The following is a 17,989-nucleotide window of genomic DNA, read 5'->3' as shown; positions in this document are numbered from 1 at the left end:
GGGGGGTGCGTGGTAACTGCTCGACGCTGCCGGGGTCCTGGGCCGCTCCGCGCACGCTAGCGCCGCCCGTATTCTCTGGACAGACGTCAAGGCGCCAATGCTGGGTATCCGCAACCTCCCTACAGGACTAGGCTGTTGAGTCAGGCCCCAGTCCCCGGTTGCGCTGATCCGTTTCGTGTCCGGAGGCCCGCCATGATCGTGCTGCTCGTTCTTCTGGTCATGGCCCTCTTCGGTCTCGGATTCGTGAATGCCCTGTGGTGGGTGCTCGGCGCTGTGGTGGTCTTCGGCCTCTTCCGTTACGGACGAGGTGGATACGGCGGATGGGACCGCGGGGATGATGCCGGGTTCCGGAACTACCGTGACTACCGGGACCGCGAGGACCGGTGGGGGCGCCGGTACGACCGCCAGCGCCGAGGTCGGTGGCTCCGCCAGGACCGCCGGGATCGCGAGCATCACGGATGACCGTGTCAGGGGGCGCCGTGCGGGATGAGATCACGGTTCATGAGGAACTCGGGGCGGCGTCCATCACCTGGGCAGGAGACGCGGCGCTGGTGGTGGAAGTCCTCGAACTACGGGCCCAGTCCGAGCAGTTGCTCCGTGATCTGGACAGCCGAACGGCGATCGACCAGGCGCGAGGCATGCTGACGGTGATGGCGCCGTGCTCCGGCGAGAGGGCCTGGGACCTGCTCGTGGACGTGTCGCAGCACTGCAACGTCAAGCTCCGGGATGTCGCCGCGGCCCTGGTCGCCACCGCTGAGGACAAGGCGTTGCCCGCGGACATGCAGCATGCACTACGTCATGCCCTGCGCCGCCTTCATGCGCCGAGCGGCCATGAGGGGCCGTCTGCCCTGCGGCCGGCACCCCAGGAGCTGTCAGTAACGACGAACTGACCGCCCCCGCCCAGCGCCGTGGCTGCCGCCTGGCCGCTGCGGCCGGTGAACCGTCCAACCGGCCCACCGGGACGACCAGTTCAGCTGATCCTGCGCGCAGTTCAAGGAGCACAGGCGGAATGTCCGTCAGGCTGTCTGACATCATCCAGCCCCATCAGGTACAGCGGCAGCGCCGACTCAGGGAAGCGGGCAGGAGCGGATGAGTGAACCCGACAGCGCGACGCGGCACCACCCGGTCGTCGTCGCCCATCAATCCAGCCGTGCCGGTGACATCCAGCTGCGCATCGCTGATGCGATCACCAAGTTCGCAGGCTCAATGGTGTTCGTGTATCTCCATGCGGTCGGCTTCGCCGTCTGGATGCTGTTCGTGGAGACCGACCCGTGGCCCACGCTGACCCTCGTCGTGTCCCTGGAGGCGATCTTCCTGTCTACGTTCGTCATGATCGGCCAGAATCGACAGGCGGAGTTCCAGCAGGCCAAAGCCGATCACGACTTCGTCGAGCAGGAACTGGAGCTCAAGACCAACACCGAGCTGACCCGGGCCATCCACACGATGACCGCCGAACTCCACCGTCGGCTGATGGCGGAACCCGAGCAGCAGTAGCCCGTCCCCTCGGTCCGGCAGCAAGACTCGGCGGATTGCAACGCGGCCGGTCACAGCCCGAAGCCGCTGCATCTTCCGGTCCACCCCAACCGGAGGGTCGTGCCGATGAAGCGGTTCCGGGCCAACCGGTGGGCGGCAGCCGGGAATCATCGGGCGGGGGTCAGGCGGGCCGGTGCGGGGTGGACTCCGCTTCGTCGTCGGTCCATGTGGTGGTGTCCGCGATGTGCCATCCGCCCGGGCGGCCGCGGGCCGGTGGGTCCTGTGGGTTGTAGTGGCCGGCTTCCCGGGTGCAGGTGAGCCTGACCCCGGAGGGGGAGTGGACCGTGGTGGCGTTGCACAGGTTCCCGGCTTCCCCGAGCGCCTCCAGGGCCCGGCGGCGCGCGGTGCTGTGGACGCGAGCCGAGCGCGCGGCACGCTGGACGAAGGCCCGCAGTGCCTCCAGCTCGCCATCGGCGCCGAGCAGGTCCTCTTCCACGCGGATGATCCGGTACCGGCCGACTCCGTACAGTCCGTCCTCCCGTTCATTCTCCCGCAGGGCGAACATTGCGGCCTCGGCCACCGACGGCGCCTCCAGGTGCACGGTGATGGACGAGACACCAGGAAGGGAGGCGCTGATGCGTTCCGCCACGACCCGGTAGACCCGGTTCTCCTCGACCTTGACCGGCCCCCGTCCCTCCTGCTCCGCAGCCTCAGCCGCCACCCTCTCCAGGCGCCGGAGCTCCATCTCCTGGACCCTCGAATCACGCTCCGGCGTGTAGAGGTCCATCGCCTCCTCGGTCATCACAGAGCCGATCCGGCGCCACTCCGTATGCTTCCACCGCGCCAGCCGCAGCGCCTCCAACCGCCCCGGCTCCAGCCTTCCCAGCTCCTGCGGACCCCGCTCGGTCCGGCGCTCCCAGCCTTGCGCCGTCCTGGTCTCCGCCGCCACCCGCTCGCGGGTCATCCCGGTGGCCTTCCGCTGCACGTTCTTGCGGACGATTTCCTGTGCCGTGTACCTCTGAACAGGCATCTGCGTTCCGTCTCGACTGTGAAGCTCAGCGCGGTGGAGCTCCTGGAGCTGTCACCCGGGGGAGCTGAAATTCTCACCTCCCTTCATGCTGCACCTCCAAGAGACGCCCCGAGCTGTTCACACGGCAGTCCCTGTTCCCTGCGGGGCCCATGTGGCCGGTTGCCGGGTGGTGCAGCCGGTGGCTATTGCTGATGCTCGGCCAGGTGGCAGAGGGCCCCGCGCGAGGATGTGCGCGACCTCGCCGACGGCAGGTGCCCGGCCAGTGGAGCCGGGCACCCAGAGCGCGGTTCCGGCGGGGAGGCCGGTCGGTCGCCCTACATCATCGGTCGCGGACGCGGGTGCGCGTAGTAGGTGCCCACCTGCTGGTGGTAGTCCGGGTTGCCGAGGTGCTTCTCCTTGTCGAACTCGGGCGCGTTCTTGATCTGGTCCTTGGTGCGGTCGACGTAGATCTTCTTTTCCTTCGGGTCGACGCGGACGATGATCCCGGCCGGCAGGAGGACCTCCTTGCCGAAGATCCATGCTCCCGTGTCGACGACGATGTACGCGGCGCCTACGTCCTCGGAGTGCTTGTCGACCTTGCCGATGCTGCCGTCACTCGCCTCGACCTTGAAGCCGGTCAGATCCATGCCGGACTGGTAGGCGGCCACTGGCCGGTATACCCACACGTTCTCGTCCACGGAGGTGCTCCTTCGCGAGTAGTTCTGGGTGAGTGGGACGCTCGATCGGTGTTCAGTCCCGGAAAGCGTCCTTGGCCTTCTCCCCGGCCTGCTTCAGGTCGCCACCGACCTGTTCGCGGCGGCCCTTCCTCCTGAGCCGCCTGTCTCCGGTGGCACGGCCGGCGCCTTCCTTGAGCCGCCCGGTGAGCGACTGGGCGCTGTTCCTGAGTTTGTCGGCGAGGCCCATGACGGTCCCTCTTCTCGTTCGACGAGGCGCCGGGAGGAGTCTCCCGGCGCAGGCTGCCCGTCTCGCAGATGCGAGGACGGGCAGGCGGGGGCTAGCGGTGGCTGCCGGCGGAGCGGCCCGAGCCCATACGGCCGCGCATGAAGAATCCGATGACCCACAGAACCAGCAGCACCACGGCGACGTACCACAGGACGTGCAGGGTGAAGCCGAACCCGAACAACGCCAGGACCAGCACGATCAGAACGATCCAGAGAAGCATGCCCGAACCTCCGGTTCGCAGGAGTGCACTCTGCGTTCCGCGGGGTCTCGGCGAAGCGAATGGCGGGAGGTCGCGCCCGGAAATCCCGGAGCGTCATGGCCCAGCGCCCTGTCCGCCACTCAACGCCGCACCGCATGCCCTGTCAATGGCTCCGCGACGCCGGCATCGCGGACGCACAGCTCCCGGCGCTGTGACGGACCGGGCGGACGCCTTCGATTGATTTCCCGTCCTATGGTGCAGGCGGACGGGCGGTAGCAGACTTGAGTAGTGAACCCGGAGTCACCGTCGAGGGTGTAGGGGTTGAGGATGATCCAGCCCGCGGATATCCGTGAGTGGCGTACTCAGGACGTGGTCGACCCGGACGGGCACAGGATCGGCTCGTTGGAGGCGGTCTATGTGGACACCCGGACCGATGAGCCGGCGATGGCCACGGTGCAGGTCGGTCTGCCCACGCGGCACCGCCTGGTCTTCGTACCCCTGGACGACGCGGTCGTTGGGCCGGGCTATGTGAAGGTCGCCTACGAAAAGGCGCTGGTGAAGAAGTGCCCGGCGATCGGCACGGACGACGTGCTGCCCGCCGAGGACGAAGCGGCGGTCTTCGCGCACTACGGCCTGACCTACCAACCCGGTGCCGGCGGTGAGCGGCAGCTCGCCCGCCGATAGAACGCCTGGCATCGGCCGAGGAGGCATTTGCGTCATGGTCTTCTTCCTGCTCCTGGTCATCGCGGCGATTGTGCTCGGCGTCATCGGCGTGCTCGCGCATGGACTGCTGTATCTGCTGTTCATCGCGATCGTGGTGTTCGTCGGCGCGCTGGTCCATCTCGCCGTGCGCTGGCGGCGCTCCGGCCGAGGCCGGGTGCGCTGACCATACGCACGGCCCCGACTCTTTCCGATGTCGATCCGGGCCGGTCCACGGGCAGCTCGATGCCGGTGGGGCTGCCCGGAAATGAGCCAGGCGCCGACTTCCTGGATGAAGCAGAGCGGGACGGAGCGGATGCTGCGTGTGACCACTCCTGGTGGTCCAGCGGCCGAAGGCACTACTGGTAGGTAGCCCCCGCCGGGTGTGACAACCAGCGGTTCGGCTCGTGGATACTCGGCGTTTTGTTGCCCTGCTGGCGGGACCAGTTTGGTGGGTGCGGGGCTGCCCCGCCGGGGAAACCGGGAGGCCCGCGCCCGCCCGCAGACGACGGTGCGCGGAGTAGTCTCAAAGCACCGAGAGCTTCTCGCGCGTTGGCGTTCATGCTGGTGCCGTTCCCGGCGAACCACCGGGCCGGGCACGTGGACCACGTGCCCGGGGACGGGTCCGCGCCATGACGACGACCCTCGACCGTTTGACCACCACCAGGCCCTTGTCGGCCACTTCCGCAGGTACATCCCCGCCACAGGCCCGCCTGGCCCTCACTCCGGCAGACAGAACCCTCGGCCCTCTCGACGACGCGTGGTGGCCCTGCATGCGCGACCTCTCCCTCGAACTCCCGCCCCTGGCCGCGGCATTGGACGAGGGCGAGACGGAGCGGACGCGTGATGGTGGGCACTGCCTCGCCCTCGCACCTGCGGTGCACGTTCCGAAGGCAGCCGACCCGGCAGCCAGGTGCGCCCCATGACCACCTTCGTCACCACGGTGGCGATCCTTGGACTGATCGCATTGGAGGCATTCGTGATCCATCTGCGCAACGCACAGCTCAACCAGCGTCCCTCCGCCTTGTGGTACGGCCGCCTACTGCCGGAACTCACCGACCCGGTCGGCCACCCTGCGCGGCGCGACCACCGTGAAGGCGGCCGCGGACGACTGCGCCCGCACCACCGCCTTCGCCGAAGGGCGCGCGGCCGCACCCGCATCCGCACCTGACACCGCACCCCGCCGGTCACCTCCGGGCCAAGTACCCCGTCAACGCCCAAGCAGTACCGAGGTGTTGACGTACGAGGGGGCGGGTCATCGAGGTCTGAACAGATGGCGAGCCGACATCGGTAGGTGTCCGCCACCATGGGGCAGAGCTACGCTGTTGGGCGAGGCCCCAGTCCGCGGCAGCATCAGTCCCCGGCAGCGATGATCCGGTCCACGTCCGGGAGGCCCGCCGTGATCGTGGTGGGACCGCGGTGACGATTCCGGTTTCCGTGGCTACCGGGACCGCGAGCTTCACAGGTGACCGCGCCAGGGGGTGCACCGTGCACGAGGCGATCACGATCCACGAGGAACAGCATTCCGCCGTGTCCCTCACCTCGACGGGGGACGCCGCGCTGACTGTGGAAGTCATCGAACTACGTGTCCAGTGTGCCCAGTTGCGCCGGGCACTGGACAGCCGCGCAGCGATCGACCAGGCGCGCGGCATGGTGATGGCTCTCGCTCCGTGTTCGTGTGGCAAGGCATGGGACGTGCTGGTGGACGTGTCGCAGCACTGCAACGTCAAGCTCCGTGATGTGGCGACCGCCCTGGTCGCCACTGCGGAGGGCGAGCCGCTTCCCACTGCGCTGCGCCGCCCACTGCGCCTCGCGCTGCGCCGCTGTCGGTCGGCGGAGCGGGCGTGAGGCCGCTTGCGGTGCGGCGACGCCGGGGGCTGTGTCTTCAACCCGCCGGCGCCCTTCGTCCCGGCATGCCTGTCGGACATCGGGCGGGTAGCCCAGAGCCCGGTCCTCAAACCCAGGAGCTCCGCTCCGCCGCCCGTACGTTCCGGGGCTATGCTGCTGAAGAGACGTCCCAGACCCCGGCGGCAGCACGTCAGTTGGCCACGATGCCCGCCGGAAGCGGACCGTCCGGCACATCCCTCGACGGAATAGACCGGGACCGAGCCCGGAACTCGGGCCGCCGGAACGGACGTTGATCCACTCTCGCATGTATGCCCAGATCGGGAGCGCCGCCATGCTCGTCCCCTGTCTTTCCATCGTCGTCGACACCGCCCTTGGCCCGGGCGGAGGCCTGTGATGCCCCGGTCAGGCCCGGGGCAGGCGCAGAAGCTGGAAGGCTACGAGCCGTCCAGGGGCGGCGCTGTGTACCTGCGCGGTCTGAGCCGCTGGCAGGCCGAAGGACAGCGGCAGGATCTGGCCGACCTGTATGTGGAGTCCACCGGAGTGGAATCCGGCGAGGAGTACCACGGCAGGGAGGGCTTCCTGAGCCGTCTCGCCGCCGACGTGCGGCAACCCGGATTCGACATGATGGCCGCGGAAGCGACGGTGGAGGGGGGAGGCTGCCGCCCTGGTGGGCTGCGCCTTCGGCTTCCCCGTACGACGCGACGGGACCTGGTGGCGCGGATTCCACGGACCACTGCCACAACGCATCGAGCAGCTCACCGCGTCCGGTCACGTCTTCGCGATCACCGAGATCGTGGTCCACCCGCACGACCGTGACCGTGGCCTCGCCCGCCATCTGCAGAAGCGGCTGCTCGCCGATCACCAAGCCTCCCTCGGCGCCACCCTGCTGAACCAGACGAACCAGGTTGTGTACGACGCCTTCCGCTCCTGGGGCTGGCAGGACATCGGAGAGATCGAACGGCAGCCAGGCCCAACCGCCTTGCGGGCCCTGGTCCTCCCCCTCGGTGAATGGACCGCTGAGAAACCGGACGGCCTCGCACACAATCCGGGCACCGAGCGGCCCCGCGAAGCAGACGGTGTGGACCCCGGCATGAGATAGCGGGACGGCAAGAGGACGGGGCTGTCCCTGTTGTTCCGACATGAAGCCGCCTTCCTCCGCCTCGACATCGGTGAACGAGGCCGACCGGCGATGAGCGGGGGGGGGCGCGTCCTGCGCGAGGCCGCCGGCCGCGTCAGCAGTCGGCACCCGGGACTGCATCTCACCCATGAGCAGGCCGCCGGCGAACCTTCCCCGCTGCCGCGGCACTTCTCGGTTCCAATGAGCCCTCCCCTATGAGTGTTTGCCCCCGAACCCCAGTCAACACCGTCAGTGACGGTGCGCGATGGGAACAGTGGACAGAGCAAGCCGAGCAGCGGGTTGTCGCACGCCGGACTACCCGCCGCCTCGCTCCCCAGCGCCGCGCATTCTCCCCAGAGGGCCTGAAGGCATCCTCGATAATGTTCGCATTTGCAAAATTTATCAACGTGCTCGCGCTCCCGGCTACAGCCAATGCCGCCGCTTGAAGATGAAGTACAAGCTGACGCACACCCCAGCCATCAGCAGAATCGCGAACGGATACCCGGCCGCCCACTTCAGCTCCGGCATGTTCTCGAAGTTCATCCCGTAGATCGTTCCCACCAACGTGGGTGCAAACAGAATCGCCGCCCACGACGAGATCTTCTTGAAATCCTCTGGTGCATCTCGTTGACCTGGGGATTTGTCTCTGGCGTGCCCTCTGGCCTGCGCGGGAAGGTATTTCAGGGGCTTTCAGCTTCGCGCGGTTTTATGTAGCTGATTCTCCCCATGCGCTCCCCAGCGGCGCGGAAACTCCCCAGATTCTCCCCAGGAAGGCCGCTGCGGCAGCTCTGCAGAAGCCTGCAAACATTGTTGCACCCAAGCACCTCAAGCGGGTCCCCTGTGAAACACGGCGTAACCAAATCGGCGGGCGTCCGCTACGGGGTTGGGGACCTCGGTGAGGCAGTGGAAGGCCTGGAGAGGGCTCGTCCGCTGTGGCTGCGCTTGGCCTGTGCGCTTGCTCGGCCCGGGTCTGGGCGACGGCTCTGTCCTGTCGTGCCGTGGGGCACTGCTCTGCCGGTCTGATGAGCGCATCATTTCGAGCCGCGTGGCAGTGGGCTGCCTCATCCGGATGCGTCTTGTGCGGGCCGGGAAGAGTGGCGTGGGGGCTTCCGGTCGTGGGCTGAAACGCTGGAATAGGACGGTCAAGGTCAGCGGGATTCCCCTCTCTCTGGGTGTCGCCCTCGGCTCGCGGACCGAAACTGACGCTTCGTTCGTCGTGCCGTGCGCTCTTTGGGCTCGTGCGCGAGAAGCCTGTGGTTGGCCGGGTACATCGAAGACCGCTGGGTAAAGAAGAAGCGGGACCGGGGGCACGGGGAAGCGGGAACGGACGGCCCGGTACGGCGTGGGTTCGCGCTACCGGGTAGCAGGCATTCCCGGGGTGCGGGACAGGTCTTTCAAGAAGCTGAAAGATGCCAAGACCTGGCTCGGGACCGCCATCGCCGATCAGGCGCCCGGAGAGCTCGTCGATCCCCATGATGGTTCGATCACGCTTGCCGACTACGTGGCGTCGTTCTGGCATGCGGGCGCGCGTGGTGCCGCCGGCACGCGGCAGGGAGTGGAGCGGCGCGTGCGGCTGCATATCCTGCCGCACTTGGGTGCCCTTTCGCTGCGGGAGATCACGCCCGCGTGTATCCGCGGCTACATTCCGGTACTTGAGGCAAAATGCTCGCCGCGCTACAGCCGTCAGATCCTGACTGTCCTGTCGAACATTTTTGAGGCGGCCGTCGATGACCGGCGGCTGGCGCGTAATCCGGTGCGCGCCAAGTCTGTTCGCTGGCCGAGGGTGCCGGAAAGTCTTCGGGAGATCTGGGAGCCGAGCGTCTCGCGGAGGGTGCACGGGGCGATCCGGGCGCGTTATCGCATCGCTGTCGTACTCGCGCTGGGATGCGGCCTGCGGCAGGGGGAGGCGTTCGGTCTCTCCCCGGCGGACGTTGATTTCGAACGCGGCGTCCTCCACGTGCGCTGGCAGGACACGCGTCGTCGACATGCCGGAATCGGTGGCTCGCGAGCTGGCCGGGTATTTCGCCGAGTTTCCGTCAGTGGACGTGACGCTGCCCTGGGGAGGACCTGAGCCGGGGAGGAGGACCCGGACCTTCGCCCTCACCCTGACCACGACGCACGGCAACGCCGTCCGTGCGAACTACTTCAGCGCTCACATCTCGAAGCCGGCGCTGGCCGCCGCCGGTGTGATTCCCGCGCGAGTTGAGGGCGAGCGCTGGCAGGCGTCCCGCAGCGACGGCTTCCACGTGCTGAGAGACATCTACGCGTCCGTCATCCTCGAGGCCGGCGAGTCGGTGGTCACCCTCGCACGCTGGCTCGGACACTCATCCCCGGTGATCACCCTGCACTACTACGCCCACTTCCTGCCGAAGGCCGGGGCCAAGGGGCGCAGCGCCATCAACGCCTTGCTCGCCTGGGCATCCGGCGAATCCTCACGAGCACCGGAGCCGCCAGGGACCGAGGCCCTTCAACGCATGGCCTGGGTGGTGCCGGTGTGACGTTGATGCTCGCCTGGATGACAGCAGGTTCTTCGTCTGCTGGTGGTACGCGGCCGCACCTGCGTCTGACCTGCGGAAATGGGTGGGGTCTCGCGCTGCGGAGCTGAGTTGGTCCGTACATGGTCCGGATCACGGCCCGTGGTGTCCGCGAGCAGGGGCTTCCCCCCCGCCGCTCCCGCCCGGCTGCAGGTGCGGATCACCTTTCGATGCGGTAGCGGTTTTGGGTGATGACGGCTTGCCGGAGCTTGGTGTGAAGTCGGGTGTGCGGGCGATGCGGTCGACTCCGTCGGCTTTGCTATGGCGCAGGGCGGTTTTGAAGTTCTGTTCCAGGGGGCCGGTCATGCGGGTCATGAGCGTCTCGTTGAGGTGGTCCAGGTCAATGTTGAGCAGATCGCGAGGGGGGGCTGGCGTAGCCGCGTCAGGGTGTAGGCCGACATGGAGGCCAGCGGGTAGAGCCAGTTTTCGAGGGTTTCCCCGGGCAGTGGGCGGTCTTCGGCGTACCGGGTGAGGAAGTCGCGAAGCCGGGTGTGGACGTCGAGGCAGTGTCCTCCGTGTGCCAGAGGCGGGGCAGGTCGGCGGCGAGGACCTAGACGGCGGCCGGTTCGGGCAGTGTCGGCCAGGCTTGGCGGGCCGTCTCCAGGGCCTGTTCAGCCTCGGCAAAGATCGGCGAGTTTGACCTTCCAGCGGGTCTCCAGGGCGCGGGCGACCAGGCGGGTTTCCACCTCGACCCGGTGAAGGCGCGCTCGGCGTCGTAGCGGGCGCGGTCCAGGGCGAGTTCGGCGGCGCGATGGCTGCGGGGCGTGCCGGTCCGACGTCGTTCGACCTGTTGCGTCGCCACCGCGACACCCAGCTGTGCAGCGTGCCGGAGTGCACGCCGAGCTCCTCGGCCACCTCAGGGATCGGCCTGTCCATCTCGATCACAATGCGTAAAGAACCCGTATGTAAATCAGGCGTGTACGTCCGTTACTTGGACCAGGTGAACACCAAATTCCCCTGCAATCACGAACTCCTCACTACGAGGGAAGGCCAGAAGTGGACTCTGTCGGGCTGCTGGCGTGCACCAAGTCGAGCGCGGCTCGGCCAGCTTGGAGCAGCATCGCCGAGTCGGAGCCGATCCCGATGAAGCGGAAGCCTTCGGCGGCGTATTGGCGGGCGGCTCGGGCGTCTGGCGCGAGGATCCCTGCAGCGAGGCCCGCTGACTCGGCTGCGGCGAGGATCCGCGCGAGAGCGTCCTGGAAGACCGGCGCAGCGGTGTCGCCCGGTACGCCGAGGTCGTACGAGAGGTCCCGCGGGCCCACGAACAGGACGTCGATGCCGTCGAGCGCCACGATGTCCTCGATGGATTCGAGGGCTTGTCGACTCTCGATCTGGACGACGGAGAGGATGCGCTGGTGGGCGGTGTCGAAGTCCTGGGCCCGTGCGCCGAATCCGTAGGCGCGGTTGTGGGCGGAGACACCGCGGTCGCCCAGGGGCGGGTAGCGCAGGTGACGCACGGCCTGATGCACCTGTGCCGGTGTTCCGAGCCGTGGGAACATCACCCCTGTGGCACCCATGTCGAGCACGCGGCCCGCCCGGATCCGGTCCGCCGACTCCACACGCACGAGCAGGGGTACGTGGTGTGCCTCGGCGGTCAACTGCTGGTGGATCACGGTGCTTTCGTCTCCTCCGCCGTGTTCCAGGTCGACCAGGAGCCAGTCGAAGCCGGCCAGGGCACACGCCTCGGTGGCGAGGGCGGAGCCCAGGCCGAGGAAGGTGCCGTAGAGGGTGTGCCCGGCGGCGAGGCGCCGGCGAAGGTCGGTCATGACGTCTGCTCCGTAAGTGAGTTGGGTGCTGGGTCGGGCTGGGGGCGGCTGAGCTGTTCGAGGAGGCGCAACAGCGCGGTGTGATCGAGGCGGCCGTCGCCCCGGGCGCGGACAGCCGCAAGGAGTTGTGCGACGAGGGCTCCGACGGGGACGGTGACGCCCGCGTCCCGGGCGATGGAGAGTCCTATGCCGAGGTCTTTGTGATGCAGGTCGACCCTGAAGCCCGGAGTGAACTCTCGGGCGAGCATGGCGGCGCCCTTGCGGTCGAGTATCCGGTTGCCTGCCAGACCGCCACGGAGCACTCGCAGACCGGCATCGACATCCGTGTCGGTCGCCTCGAGGAGCAGGATCGCCTCGGCGACCAGCTCGATGATGCCCGCCACGAGGAACTGGTTGACGGCCTTGACGGTCTGCCCGGCCCCGTGCGGCCCTACGCGTACGACGGTCGTGCCCATCGCTTCGAGGACGGGCAGCACAGCCTCGAACACGGCGGGTTCGCCGCCGGCCATGATGGACAGCTCGCCGTCGATCGCGCCCCGCTCTCCGCCGGAGACGGGAGCGTCGAGCGCCAAGACCCCCTTGTCTTTGGCGGCCCGCGCGATGGCGATGGCGCTCTGCGGTCGGATGGTACTCATGTCGATGAGCACCTGTCCGGGGGAGCTCGCCGCGAGGACTCCGTCCGTGCCGAGGACGACGTCCTCGACATCCAGGGAGTCCGGCAGCATCGTGATGACGATGTCCGCGCTGGCTGTCACCTCCTTGATCGAGTGGGCCCGGGTGCCACCGGCGACGACGAGCCGCTCTACGGCTGCGGGGCTGCGGTTGTAGCCGATGACGTCGAAGCCTGCTCGGACCAGGTTGGCGGCCATGGGACCGCCCATGATGCCCAGTCCGATGAAGCCGATACGCATGTTGTCTCCCGCCTCGTGGCAGTGCGTGGATGAGTAATGGGTTCGGTGGCGACGCGACGGTGGGCTACTTGCCGACGCGGGTCCGAAGGTCCATCTCGATCTGTTCGAGACTGCGTCCCTTGGTCTCCGGCACCAGGCGTCGCACGAGCGCGAAGAGTACGAGGCTGACGGCGGCGAATATCCATGCCGAGTGGGCCAACCCCAGGCCGCTCTCCATCGCGGGGAAGATGAAGGTGATGGCGAAGGTCGAGGCCCAGAGCACTACGCTGCCGACACCCATGCCGATGCCGCGCACCTTCTGCGGGAAGATCTCGGCCATCATCACCCACACGACGGCGCCCCAGCCGAGTTCGTAGCCCGCGAGGTAGGTGACGAGCAGCACCAGGGCAATCAGTCCGGCGGTCGTGTGGTCAGGGACCGTCAGCACCACAAGGCCCAGCAGGAAGAGGGTCAGTGCCATGCACACGTTGCCGAGGAGCAGCAGGGGCTTGCGTCCCCAGCGGTCGACCGTGAAGATCACCCAGGCGGTGAAAGCGACCTTGACCGTGCCCAGCACGATCGAGGCCAGCAGGGACGCGGACTTCCCGAACCCGAGGTCGGCGAACATGGTGGGTGCGTAGAGGTTGATGGCATTCACACCGCAGAACTGCTGCCCGACCGCGAGCAGGAGGGCGACGAAGAGCGCGGGACGTACCCAGGCCGCCCGGAGGTCGCTCAAGGTTCCCTTCCGGCCGGCGTCCAGGTCCATCACAGCGCGAATGTTGTCGATCTCTGTCTCGATGTCGTCCCCGGGATGGGTCCGGGCCAGCACGGCACGGGCTTCTTCGTCCCGGCCGGCTTGGATCAGCCAGCGCGGTGTCTCCGGCATGAAGGACATGCCGACGAGCAACACCAGTGCGGGCACCAGCGCGGCGGCGAACATGGCGCGCCAGTTCGCCGGACCGCTCAACGCCCAGTCGACGACATACGCGAGCAGGATGCCGCTGACGATCATGAGCTGATTGAGCGTGGACAGCGCGCCGCGTGCCGTGGCGGGAGCCAACTCGCACAGATAGGTCGGCACGGTGGCCGATGAACAGCCGACCGCCACGCCCACCACGAAGCGGGCGGCCACGAGGACCGTCACATTCTCGGCGAACACGCAGCCCAGGGTGCCGACCGAGAAGACCAGGGCCGCGAGCATGATCGTGCGGCGGCGGCCGAGACGGTCGGTCGTGCGGCTGGCGAACACCGCACCTATCACCGCACCCGCGGCGAGGCAGCCGCCTACGACGCCCTGAGCCACCGGGTCAAGAGCCCAGAGTCTTTTGATGAACAGCAGGACACCGGAGATGACCCCGAGGTCGTATCCGAAGAGGACACCGCCGAGGGCACCGAAGAAGTAGAGGTAGGAGACGGACGTCCTGGTCCGCGGGCGCCGCGGTGGCGCTGCTGTGGACTGTTCCATGACGGATCTGCCCTCTCTGTCGATCGACGGGGTGAGTTGGGGCGGGTTGGCCGTCACCGCCCGGAGAGGTCTGCCGCCTTGCGGCGACGAGGTGCGGACAGGCTCACACCGGGTCCACTCGAAGGCAACGCATCAAGCTGTAACGATTCAGTATCGTGAATGAAAATTATGTACGTGAACGACTTTGCTCGATGGTGATGCTCGATATCCGGGATTGGCTGTTGACGGCAGGCCGAGCGCATGGATAGCTTCAGATACGTGAACGCGGTTCGATGTGCATCCGAGGTTGCGGCGGTTCGCGTGTGGGTGCGGTCCCGGGCTTGTTCGGGATCAAGGGAGGGCGTCGTCGCTCCTCAAGCCGGAACTGGCCGATGTTCTGGGGTACTTGGACGATCCGGAAGTGATGTCCCTAGCCCAGGTGTTGAACTCGACCATCACGAGCGGGCATCGCCGCGCTGCCGGCGGCTCGGGTGCCGGGGCTTCGCTCGTAGGTTGTCGAGGGCTGGTCCTGTCGCGCCCAGTGGTCCATGCGGCGAGGAAGGCGCGCGATGGGCCGCTGGGGCCACTGTTACGGGTTCTCCACGTCGTGCAACGTGGAGAAGACGGCGTCGTTCGTCGGCGGGGTGGCCGCCTAGAACGTCCAGCCCGCTACTCGGGTACCGGCCGCTGAATTGATGGAGGGGGTCGATACCGTGTTCGGTGGCACAGGGCAGCAGCGGGTGGTGCCAGATGCCGAACTCCTCGCCGCCGTACGGGAGAAGAACGACGAGGGATCCCTGGCCGAGCTCTATCGCAGGCACCGCCCGGCCGTGCTCAGCTACGCCCGCTCGTGCTGTCGGGATTCGCACACCGCCGAGGATTTGGTCTCCGAAGCCTTCGCGAGGACCCTCCAGGCGGTGCGTTCCGGGGGTGGCCCCGAAGTTGCCTGGCGGCCCTATCTGTTGACCACGATCCGCCGCATCGCCGTGGGCTGGGGTGCCGTCGCGCAGCGCGTACAACTCTCCGACGACTTCGAACGCTGGCTTGGTGAGGCAGGGGCATCGTTCGACACGGTGGAGAGCAGCGAAGACTGGATGCTGCGGGCCGAGGACAACAGCCTGGTACTGCGCGCCTTCCACTCCCTCCCGGAGAGATGGCAGGTCGTCCTGTGGCACGCGGTGGTCGAGGGCGAACCGGCGGCGGAGATAGGAGACTTGCTGGGCCTCAGTACCAGTGGGGTCGCCTCGCTCACCGCACGCGCCAAGGAAGGGCTCCGGGAGGCATTCCTGACGGCGCACGTCGAGGCCGGGGCGCAGTCGGAGGAGTGCCGGTACTACAGGAGTGCGCTCGGCGCGGCCGTACGCCGGGCGCCCCGCCGTCCCGGCCGGGACCTGCAACGGCATCTGGCGAGTTGCGTACGGTGTCATGCCGCGCTAGTCGCGGCAGAGGAGGTCAACAACGGTCTGGGCAGACTGCTTTCGGCAGGAGTGCTGTTGTGGGGAGGCGCCGCCTACATGGCGGTGCGGCTGGCGGCGCCTGGTGCGATGCGAGGGGCTGTCACCGCAGCGACTTCGCAGTACGGCCGCGACTTGAACGGCAAGACGAAGACAGCGGTTGCCGCCTCCGTGGTCGCCGCCGCAGGGCTCCTGGCTGTGAGTCTGATGCCGGGCGGCAGCGCACCGGGAGATCAGGTCGGGGCTGCGCCTGCTGTGTCCGAACCGAGTATTGCCCTGCTGTCGCCGTCGCCCTCCCCGTCGCCCCATAACCCTTCACCGCGCAGCCCCGAGCAGGTACGCAGCTCTCGCCGGCCCCCATTACCGAGCCCCAGCGGATCAGTGAGACGGCCAACTGTGTCTCCTACGGCCGGGGCTTCGTCGCCGGCCAAGAGCCGAAACGTGTTCCATGTAGCGGATTCGACTATGTGTATGGACGGTTATTCGCAGGACGGCGGAACCTTGGCGGAACCCTGCGACAACTCTCCCGGCCAGAAATGGGACGTACTGGATACCGGGGCGCGAGACAGTCTGGGGTCTCGACTGGTCCAGTTGCGCAATGTGGCCAGCTCCCTTTGTCTCGCAAGTGTCAACGGAAGCGACATGGCGAAACCGGTCAATCAAAGTACCTGCGATGCCGACGATTCTCGCCAAGTATGGGCCATTTCAACCGATGAGGGTGCCTCGTTCTTTTACACCAGTTATGGCCCGCAGCAGTGGCTCGGGTATGCATGCCGGGACGGCGCCTCTGACGAGGGGCAACCCTTCGCAACCTATGCCGACGAAGGTTCCGGGTGCGCGCACATGTCATTCGTTCTTCGCTGACACGCAATCGATGCCGGCTCCGGACGCAAGGACCAAGATGTACCTCGACACCGAATCCTCCTATCCGTTCAAGGATGCCGAACTCGTCGAGGCCGTGCGGGGAGGGCACGACGAGCGTGCTCTCGCCGAGTTGTACCGGTGCCACCGGCCGGCGGTCCTCGCCTATGCCCGGTCCTGCTGCCGTGATCCGCACACGGCCGAGGACCTGGCGGCGGAGGCGTTCGCCCGTACCCTCCAGGCCGTTCGCGCCGGGCGAGGGCCCGAGGTGGCCTGGCGCCCCTACCTGTTGACGGTGGTCCGCCGTACCGCCGCCAACTGGGCTGACACCGCGCGGCGCGTCGAGCTGTCCGACGACTTTGAGCGGTGGCTGATGTCCGGCCCGGACGGGTTGACGCCGGCGGAGACCGCTGAAGAGCGCCTGCTGCGCATGGAGGACGGCAGCCTGGCACTCAAGGCATTCCGTACGTTGCCGGAACGGTGGCAGACGGTGCTGTGGCACATGGTGGTGGAGCGCGAATCCGCGGCGGAAGTGGGCTCCAGGCTCGGTCTCAGCGCCACAGGCGCCGCCTCGCTCGCGTCGCGGGCCCGCGAAGGTCTGCGCGAGGCGTATCTGACCGCGTACGCACAGCAGCGTCAGCCCGCGGCCGAGGAGTGCGGCCGGGCTCGCACGCTGCTTGCCGCCTCTCTGCGTCGCCCCCGCGGCAGGCCCCGGGACCTCGAACGTCACCTCGGGGGCTGCGTGGACTGCCATGGGCTGCTGACCGCGCTCGATGGTCTCAACGAGCAACTGGGCGCGGCGCTGCCGACGGCGCTCTTGTTGTGGGGCGGTTCGACGTACCTCACCTCGGGGGCGGCTGGCTGTACGGCCACGGCTGTTGTGCAGCACCTCGGCGTATCGGGACCGGCCGCCCTCTGGGCGAAGGCATCGGTGGCCGCGAAGGCGGCGGCATCGTTGTCGGCCGTGGCGGCGCTCGCCGTGGGGGTCGCGAACCTCTCCTTGCCCGACGGGGACGGTGATCCGGCCATCGCTCAGCCACAGATGATCGCACCCCGCAGCCCCGCGGTGTCGCCGTCAGCGCCCGGCTCAACTCGTTCCGCGTCGCTTCCCGTTCACAGCCCCTCGGCGACACCGACAGGTTCGGTTCCGGCCGTGCCGTCCAGCTCCCCACCTGCCGCCCCACCCAGCGCGAGTGCGCGCGAAACGGCCCGTACTCCACTGACTGTCCAGTCCACGGGGTGGTGCATGGAAGCGCCGCAGGGCGACTCCCAGACGGGAAGGGCGCCCCAGGAGGCTGTCTGTGACGGCGGTCAGCAACAGGTATGGAATGTGCTGCTGTTGGACCGGACGGATCACGGCGACCAGTTCTCCGTCATGCTGCAGAACGGCGCGACGAAGCTCTGTCTGCGGAACTCCGGCAGTCCGAAGGGACACAGCCCGGTGTCCCAGCAGCCGTGTACCTCCACCGACGCGCATGAGGTGTGGCGGCTGAAGACGAAGTCCAAGGACCACGAGGCGCAGTTCATGGAGGACGCGGAGGACGCGCGGCTGGGTCTCGACGGTTGGTACGCCGCCGACAAGGGGGATGTGCACCGACACTTCATGAGCACCAATCCGTTCTACAACGGCTCCGACTCGATGCGCTTCCGCTATGAGGGGGCGCTCTTCTCCGGCTGAACCGGCTGAAGGAGTAGGGGTTGGCGCATGGCGGGGTCCCCGATCGCCATG

21 protein-coding genes and 1 pseudogene are annotated in these 17,989 nt (G+C 67.7%); 13 read left to right on the top strand and 9 right to left on the bottom strand.

Going from position 1 to position 17,989, the window contains the following annotated elements:
- The first annotated feature begins 192 nt into the window (after positions 1-192).
- From ACSHXC_RS08735 to ACSHXC_RS08725, 3 genes are all read left to right on the top strand, one after another.
- The gene (locus tag ACSHXC_RS08735; protein WP_438291031.1) at positions 193-462 is read left to right on the top strand and encodes a hypothetical protein; all 270 of its coding nucleotides are present in this window, start codon (positions 193-195) and stop codon (positions 460-462) included.
- A gap of 17 nt (positions 463-479) precedes the next feature.
- A complete protein-coding gene (locus tag ACSHXC_RS08730) occupies positions 480-890 on the top strand; it encodes an ANTAR domain-containing protein (protein WP_438291030.1) in 411 nt (136 codons plus the stop codon).
- A 199-nt stretch (positions 891-1,089) separates the two neighbouring features.
- The gene (locus ACSHXC_RS08725; protein ID WP_438291029.1) at positions 1,090-1,494 is read left to right on the top strand and encodes a DUF1003 domain-containing protein; all 405 of its coding nucleotides are present in this window, start codon (positions 1,090-1,092) and stop codon (positions 1,492-1,494) included.
- A gap of 160 nt (positions 1,495-1,654) precedes the next feature.
- Here the strand turns inward: ACSHXC_RS08725 and ACSHXC_RS08720 are convergent, their stop codons facing one another.
- The 4 genes from ACSHXC_RS08720 to ACSHXC_RS08705 all read right to left on the bottom strand — a co-directional run bounded on the left by ACSHXC_RS08720 (position 1,655) and on the right by ACSHXC_RS08705 (position 3,665).
- The gene (locus ACSHXC_RS08720; protein ID WP_438291028.1) at positions 1,655-2,503 is read right to left on the bottom strand and encodes a hypothetical protein; all 849 of its coding nucleotides are present in this window, start codon (positions 2,501-2,503) and stop codon (positions 1,655-1,657) included.
- Between the two features lie 314 nt (positions 2,504-2,817).
- Positions 2,818-3,180 (bottom strand): PRC-barrel domain-containing protein, encoded by a 363-nt coding sequence (locus tag ACSHXC_RS08715; protein ID WP_344374661.1) that lies wholly within the window; start codon positions 3,178-3,180, stop codon positions 2,818-2,820.
- A gap of 52 nt (positions 3,181-3,232) precedes the next feature.
- Complete coding sequence (locus ACSHXC_RS08710; RefSeq protein WP_438291027.1) at positions 3,233-3,406, bottom strand: CsbD family protein; 174 nt, start codon at positions 3,404-3,406, stop codon at positions 3,233-3,235.
- Positions 3,407-3,497: 91 nt separating this feature from the next.
- Complete coding sequence (locus ACSHXC_RS08705; RefSeq protein ID WP_438291026.1) at positions 3,498-3,665, bottom strand: hydrophobic protein; 168 nt, start codon at positions 3,663-3,665, stop codon at positions 3,498-3,500.
- 306 nt (positions 3,666-3,971) lie between these two features.
- Between ACSHXC_RS08705 and ACSHXC_RS08700 the strand changes: the two genes are divergently transcribed.
- The 6 genes from ACSHXC_RS08700 to ACSHXC_RS08675 all read left to right on the top strand — a co-directional run bounded on the left by ACSHXC_RS08700 (position 3,972) and on the right by ACSHXC_RS08675 (position 7,290).
- Positions 3,972-4,328, top strand: a complete 357-nt coding sequence (locus ACSHXC_RS08700; RefSeq protein WP_438291025.1) for a PRC-barrel domain-containing protein — start codon at positions 3,972-3,974, stop codon at positions 4,326-4,328.
- Positions 4,329-4,362: 34 nt separating this feature from the next.
- Positions 4,363-4,530 carry a hypothetical protein gene (locus ACSHXC_RS08695; protein ID WP_344374667.1) on the top strand — a complete coding sequence of 56 codons (168 nt, stop codon included), beginning with the start codon at positions 4,363-4,365 and terminating at the stop codon, positions 4,528-4,530.
- A gap of 445 nt (positions 4,531-4,975) precedes the next feature.
- A complete protein-coding gene (locus ACSHXC_RS08690) occupies positions 4,976-5,269 on the top strand; it encodes a DUF5994 family protein (RefSeq protein WP_438291024.1) in 294 nt (97 codons plus the stop codon).
- Positions 5,266-5,514, top strand: a complete 249-nt coding sequence (locus ACSHXC_RS08685) for a hypothetical protein (RefSeq protein WP_438291023.1) — start codon at positions 5,266-5,268, stop codon at positions 5,512-5,514. The genes ACSHXC_RS08690 and ACSHXC_RS08685 overlap by 4 nt, the downstream gene beginning before the upstream one ends.
- 317 nt (positions 5,515-5,831) lie before the next feature.
- Positions 5,832-6,191: an ANTAR domain-containing protein gene (locus ACSHXC_RS08680; protein WP_438291022.1), complete on the top strand. Its 360-nt coding sequence runs from the start codon at positions 5,832-5,834 to the stop codon at positions 6,189-6,191.
- A gap of 667 nt (positions 6,192-6,858) precedes the next feature.
- Complete coding sequence (locus ACSHXC_RS08675) at positions 6,859-7,290, top strand: hypothetical protein (protein WP_438291021.1); 432 nt, start codon at positions 6,859-6,861, stop codon at positions 7,288-7,290.
- Between the two features lie 441 nt (positions 7,291-7,731).
- On the opposite strand, the pseudogene ACSHXC_RS08670 reads toward ACSHXC_RS08675, so the two are convergent.
- A pseudogene (locus tag ACSHXC_RS08670) lies at positions 7,732-7,923 on the bottom strand (CorA family divalent cation transporter); the annotation flags it as partial.
- 727 nt (positions 7,924-8,650) lie between these two features.
- Here ACSHXC_RS08670 and ACSHXC_RS08665 point away from each other — a divergent pair.
- Positions 8,651-9,379, top strand: coding sequence for a tyrosine-type recombinase/integrase (locus tag ACSHXC_RS08665; RefSeq protein ID WP_438291019.1), 729 nt, complete (start codon positions 8,651-8,653; stop codon positions 9,377-9,379).
- Positions 9,354-9,806, top strand: a complete 453-nt coding sequence (locus ACSHXC_RS08660; protein WP_438291018.1) for an integrase — start codon at positions 9,354-9,356, stop codon at positions 9,804-9,806. Before ACSHXC_RS08665 ends, ACSHXC_RS08660 begins: the two co-directional genes overlap by 26 nt.
- A gap of 586 nt (positions 9,807-10,392) precedes the next feature.
- Here the strand turns inward: ACSHXC_RS08660 and ACSHXC_RS08655 are convergent.
- From ACSHXC_RS08655 to ACSHXC_RS08640, 4 genes are all read right to left on the bottom strand, one after another.
- Entirely contained in the window at positions 10,393-10,644 is a 252-nt protein-coding gene (locus ACSHXC_RS08655; RefSeq protein ID WP_438291017.1) for a hypothetical protein, read from the bottom strand.
- Positions 10,645-10,819: 175 nt separating this feature from the next.
- Positions 10,820-11,608 carry an HpcH/HpaI aldolase family protein gene (locus tag ACSHXC_RS08650; RefSeq protein WP_438291016.1) on the bottom strand — a complete coding sequence of 263 codons (789 nt, stop codon included), beginning with the start codon at positions 11,606-11,608 and terminating at the stop codon, positions 10,820-10,822.
- Positions 11,605-12,519: a 2-hydroxy-3-oxopropionate reductase gene (locus tag ACSHXC_RS08645; protein WP_438291015.1), complete on the bottom strand. Its 915-nt coding sequence runs from the start codon at positions 12,517-12,519 to the stop codon at positions 11,605-11,607. Before ACSHXC_RS08645 ends, ACSHXC_RS08650 begins: the two co-directional genes overlap by 4 nt.
- 64 nt (positions 12,520-12,583) lie before the next feature.
- Positions 12,584-13,966: a sugar porter family MFS transporter gene (locus ACSHXC_RS08640; RefSeq protein ID WP_438291014.1), complete on the bottom strand. Its 1,383-nt coding sequence runs from the start codon at positions 13,964-13,966 to the stop codon at positions 12,584-12,586.
- A 674-nt stretch (positions 13,967-14,640) separates the two neighbouring features.
- Here ACSHXC_RS08640 and ACSHXC_RS08635 point away from each other — a divergent pair.
- Both ACSHXC_RS08635 and ACSHXC_RS08630 read left to right on the top strand, forming a co-directional pair.
- Entirely contained in the window at positions 14,641-16,263 is a 1,623-nt protein-coding gene (locus ACSHXC_RS08635; RefSeq protein WP_438291013.1) for a sigma-70 family RNA polymerase sigma factor, read from the top strand.
- Positions 16,264-16,300: 37 nt separating this feature from the next.
- Positions 16,301-17,938 (top strand): sigma-70 family RNA polymerase sigma factor, encoded by a 1,638-nt coding sequence (locus tag ACSHXC_RS08630; RefSeq protein WP_438291012.1) that lies wholly within the window; start codon positions 16,301-16,303, stop codon positions 17,936-17,938.
- The last annotated feature ends 51 nt before the right edge of the window (positions 17,939-17,989 follow it).

The sequence above is a fragment of the Streptomyces sp. HUAS TT7 genome (assembly GCF_051550175.1).
Taxonomy (GTDB): Bacteria; Actinomycetota; Actinomycetes; order Streptomycetales; family Streptomycetaceae; genus Streptomyces.
The sequence above is the reverse complement of the archived record's forward strand: the minus strand, read 5'-3'. Positions and strand labels throughout refer to the sequence as shown.

Excerpts from the sequence above, each read along its gene's own strand:
- ACSHXC_RS08735 (WP_438291031.1), top strand. The coding sequence starts at position 193 with ATGATCGTGCTGCTCGTTCTTCTGGTCATGGCCCTCTTCGGTCTCGGA.
- ACSHXC_RS08725 (WP_438291029.1), top strand. The coding sequence starts at position 1,090 with ATGAGTGAACCCGACAGCGCGACGCGGCACCACCCGGTCGTCGTCGCC.
- ACSHXC_RS08720 (WP_438291028.1), bottom strand. The coding sequence starts at position 2,503 with ATGCCTGTTCAGAGGTACACGGCACAGGAAATCGTCCGCAAGAACGTG.
- ACSHXC_RS08710 (WP_438291027.1), bottom strand. The coding sequence starts at position 3,406 with ATGGGCCTCGCCGACAAACTCAGGAACAGCGCCCAGTCGCTCACCGGG.
- ACSHXC_RS08705 (WP_438291026.1), bottom strand. The coding sequence starts at position 3,665 with ATGCTTCTCTGGATCGTTCTGATCGTGCTGGTCCTGGCGTTGTTCGGG.
- ACSHXC_RS08700 (WP_438291025.1), top strand. The coding sequence starts at position 3,972 with ATGATCCAGCCCGCGGATATCCGTGAGTGGCGTACTCAGGACGTGGTC.
- ACSHXC_RS08695 (WP_344374667.1), top strand. The coding sequence starts at position 4,363 with ATGGTCTTCTTCCTGCTCCTGGTCATCGCGGCGATTGTGCTCGGCGTC.
- ACSHXC_RS08690 (WP_438291024.1), top strand. The coding sequence starts at position 4,976 with ATGACGACGACCCTCGACCGTTTGACCACCACCAGGCCCTTGTCGGCC.
- ACSHXC_RS08685 (WP_438291023.1), top strand. The coding sequence starts at position 5,266 with ATGACCACCTTCGTCACCACGGTGGCGATCCTTGGACTGATCGCATTG.
- ACSHXC_RS08650 (WP_438291016.1), bottom strand. The coding sequence starts at position 11,608 with ATGACCGACCTTCGCCGGCGCCTCGCCGCCGGGCACACCCTCTACGGC.
- ACSHXC_RS08645 (WP_438291015.1), bottom strand. The coding sequence starts at position 12,519 with ATGCGTATCGGCTTCATCGGACTGGGCATCATGGGCGGTCCCATGGCC.
- ACSHXC_RS08640 (WP_438291014.1), bottom strand. The coding sequence starts at position 13,966 with ATGGAACAGTCCACAGCAGCGCCACCGCGGCGCCCGCGGACCAGGACG.
- ACSHXC_RS08635 (WP_438291013.1), top strand. The coding sequence starts at position 14,641 with ATGGAGGGGGTCGATACCGTGTTCGGTGGCACAGGGCAGCAGCGGGTG.
- ACSHXC_RS08630 (WP_438291012.1), top strand. The coding sequence starts at position 16,301 with ATGTACCTCGACACCGAATCCTCCTATCCGTTCAAGGATGCCGAACTC.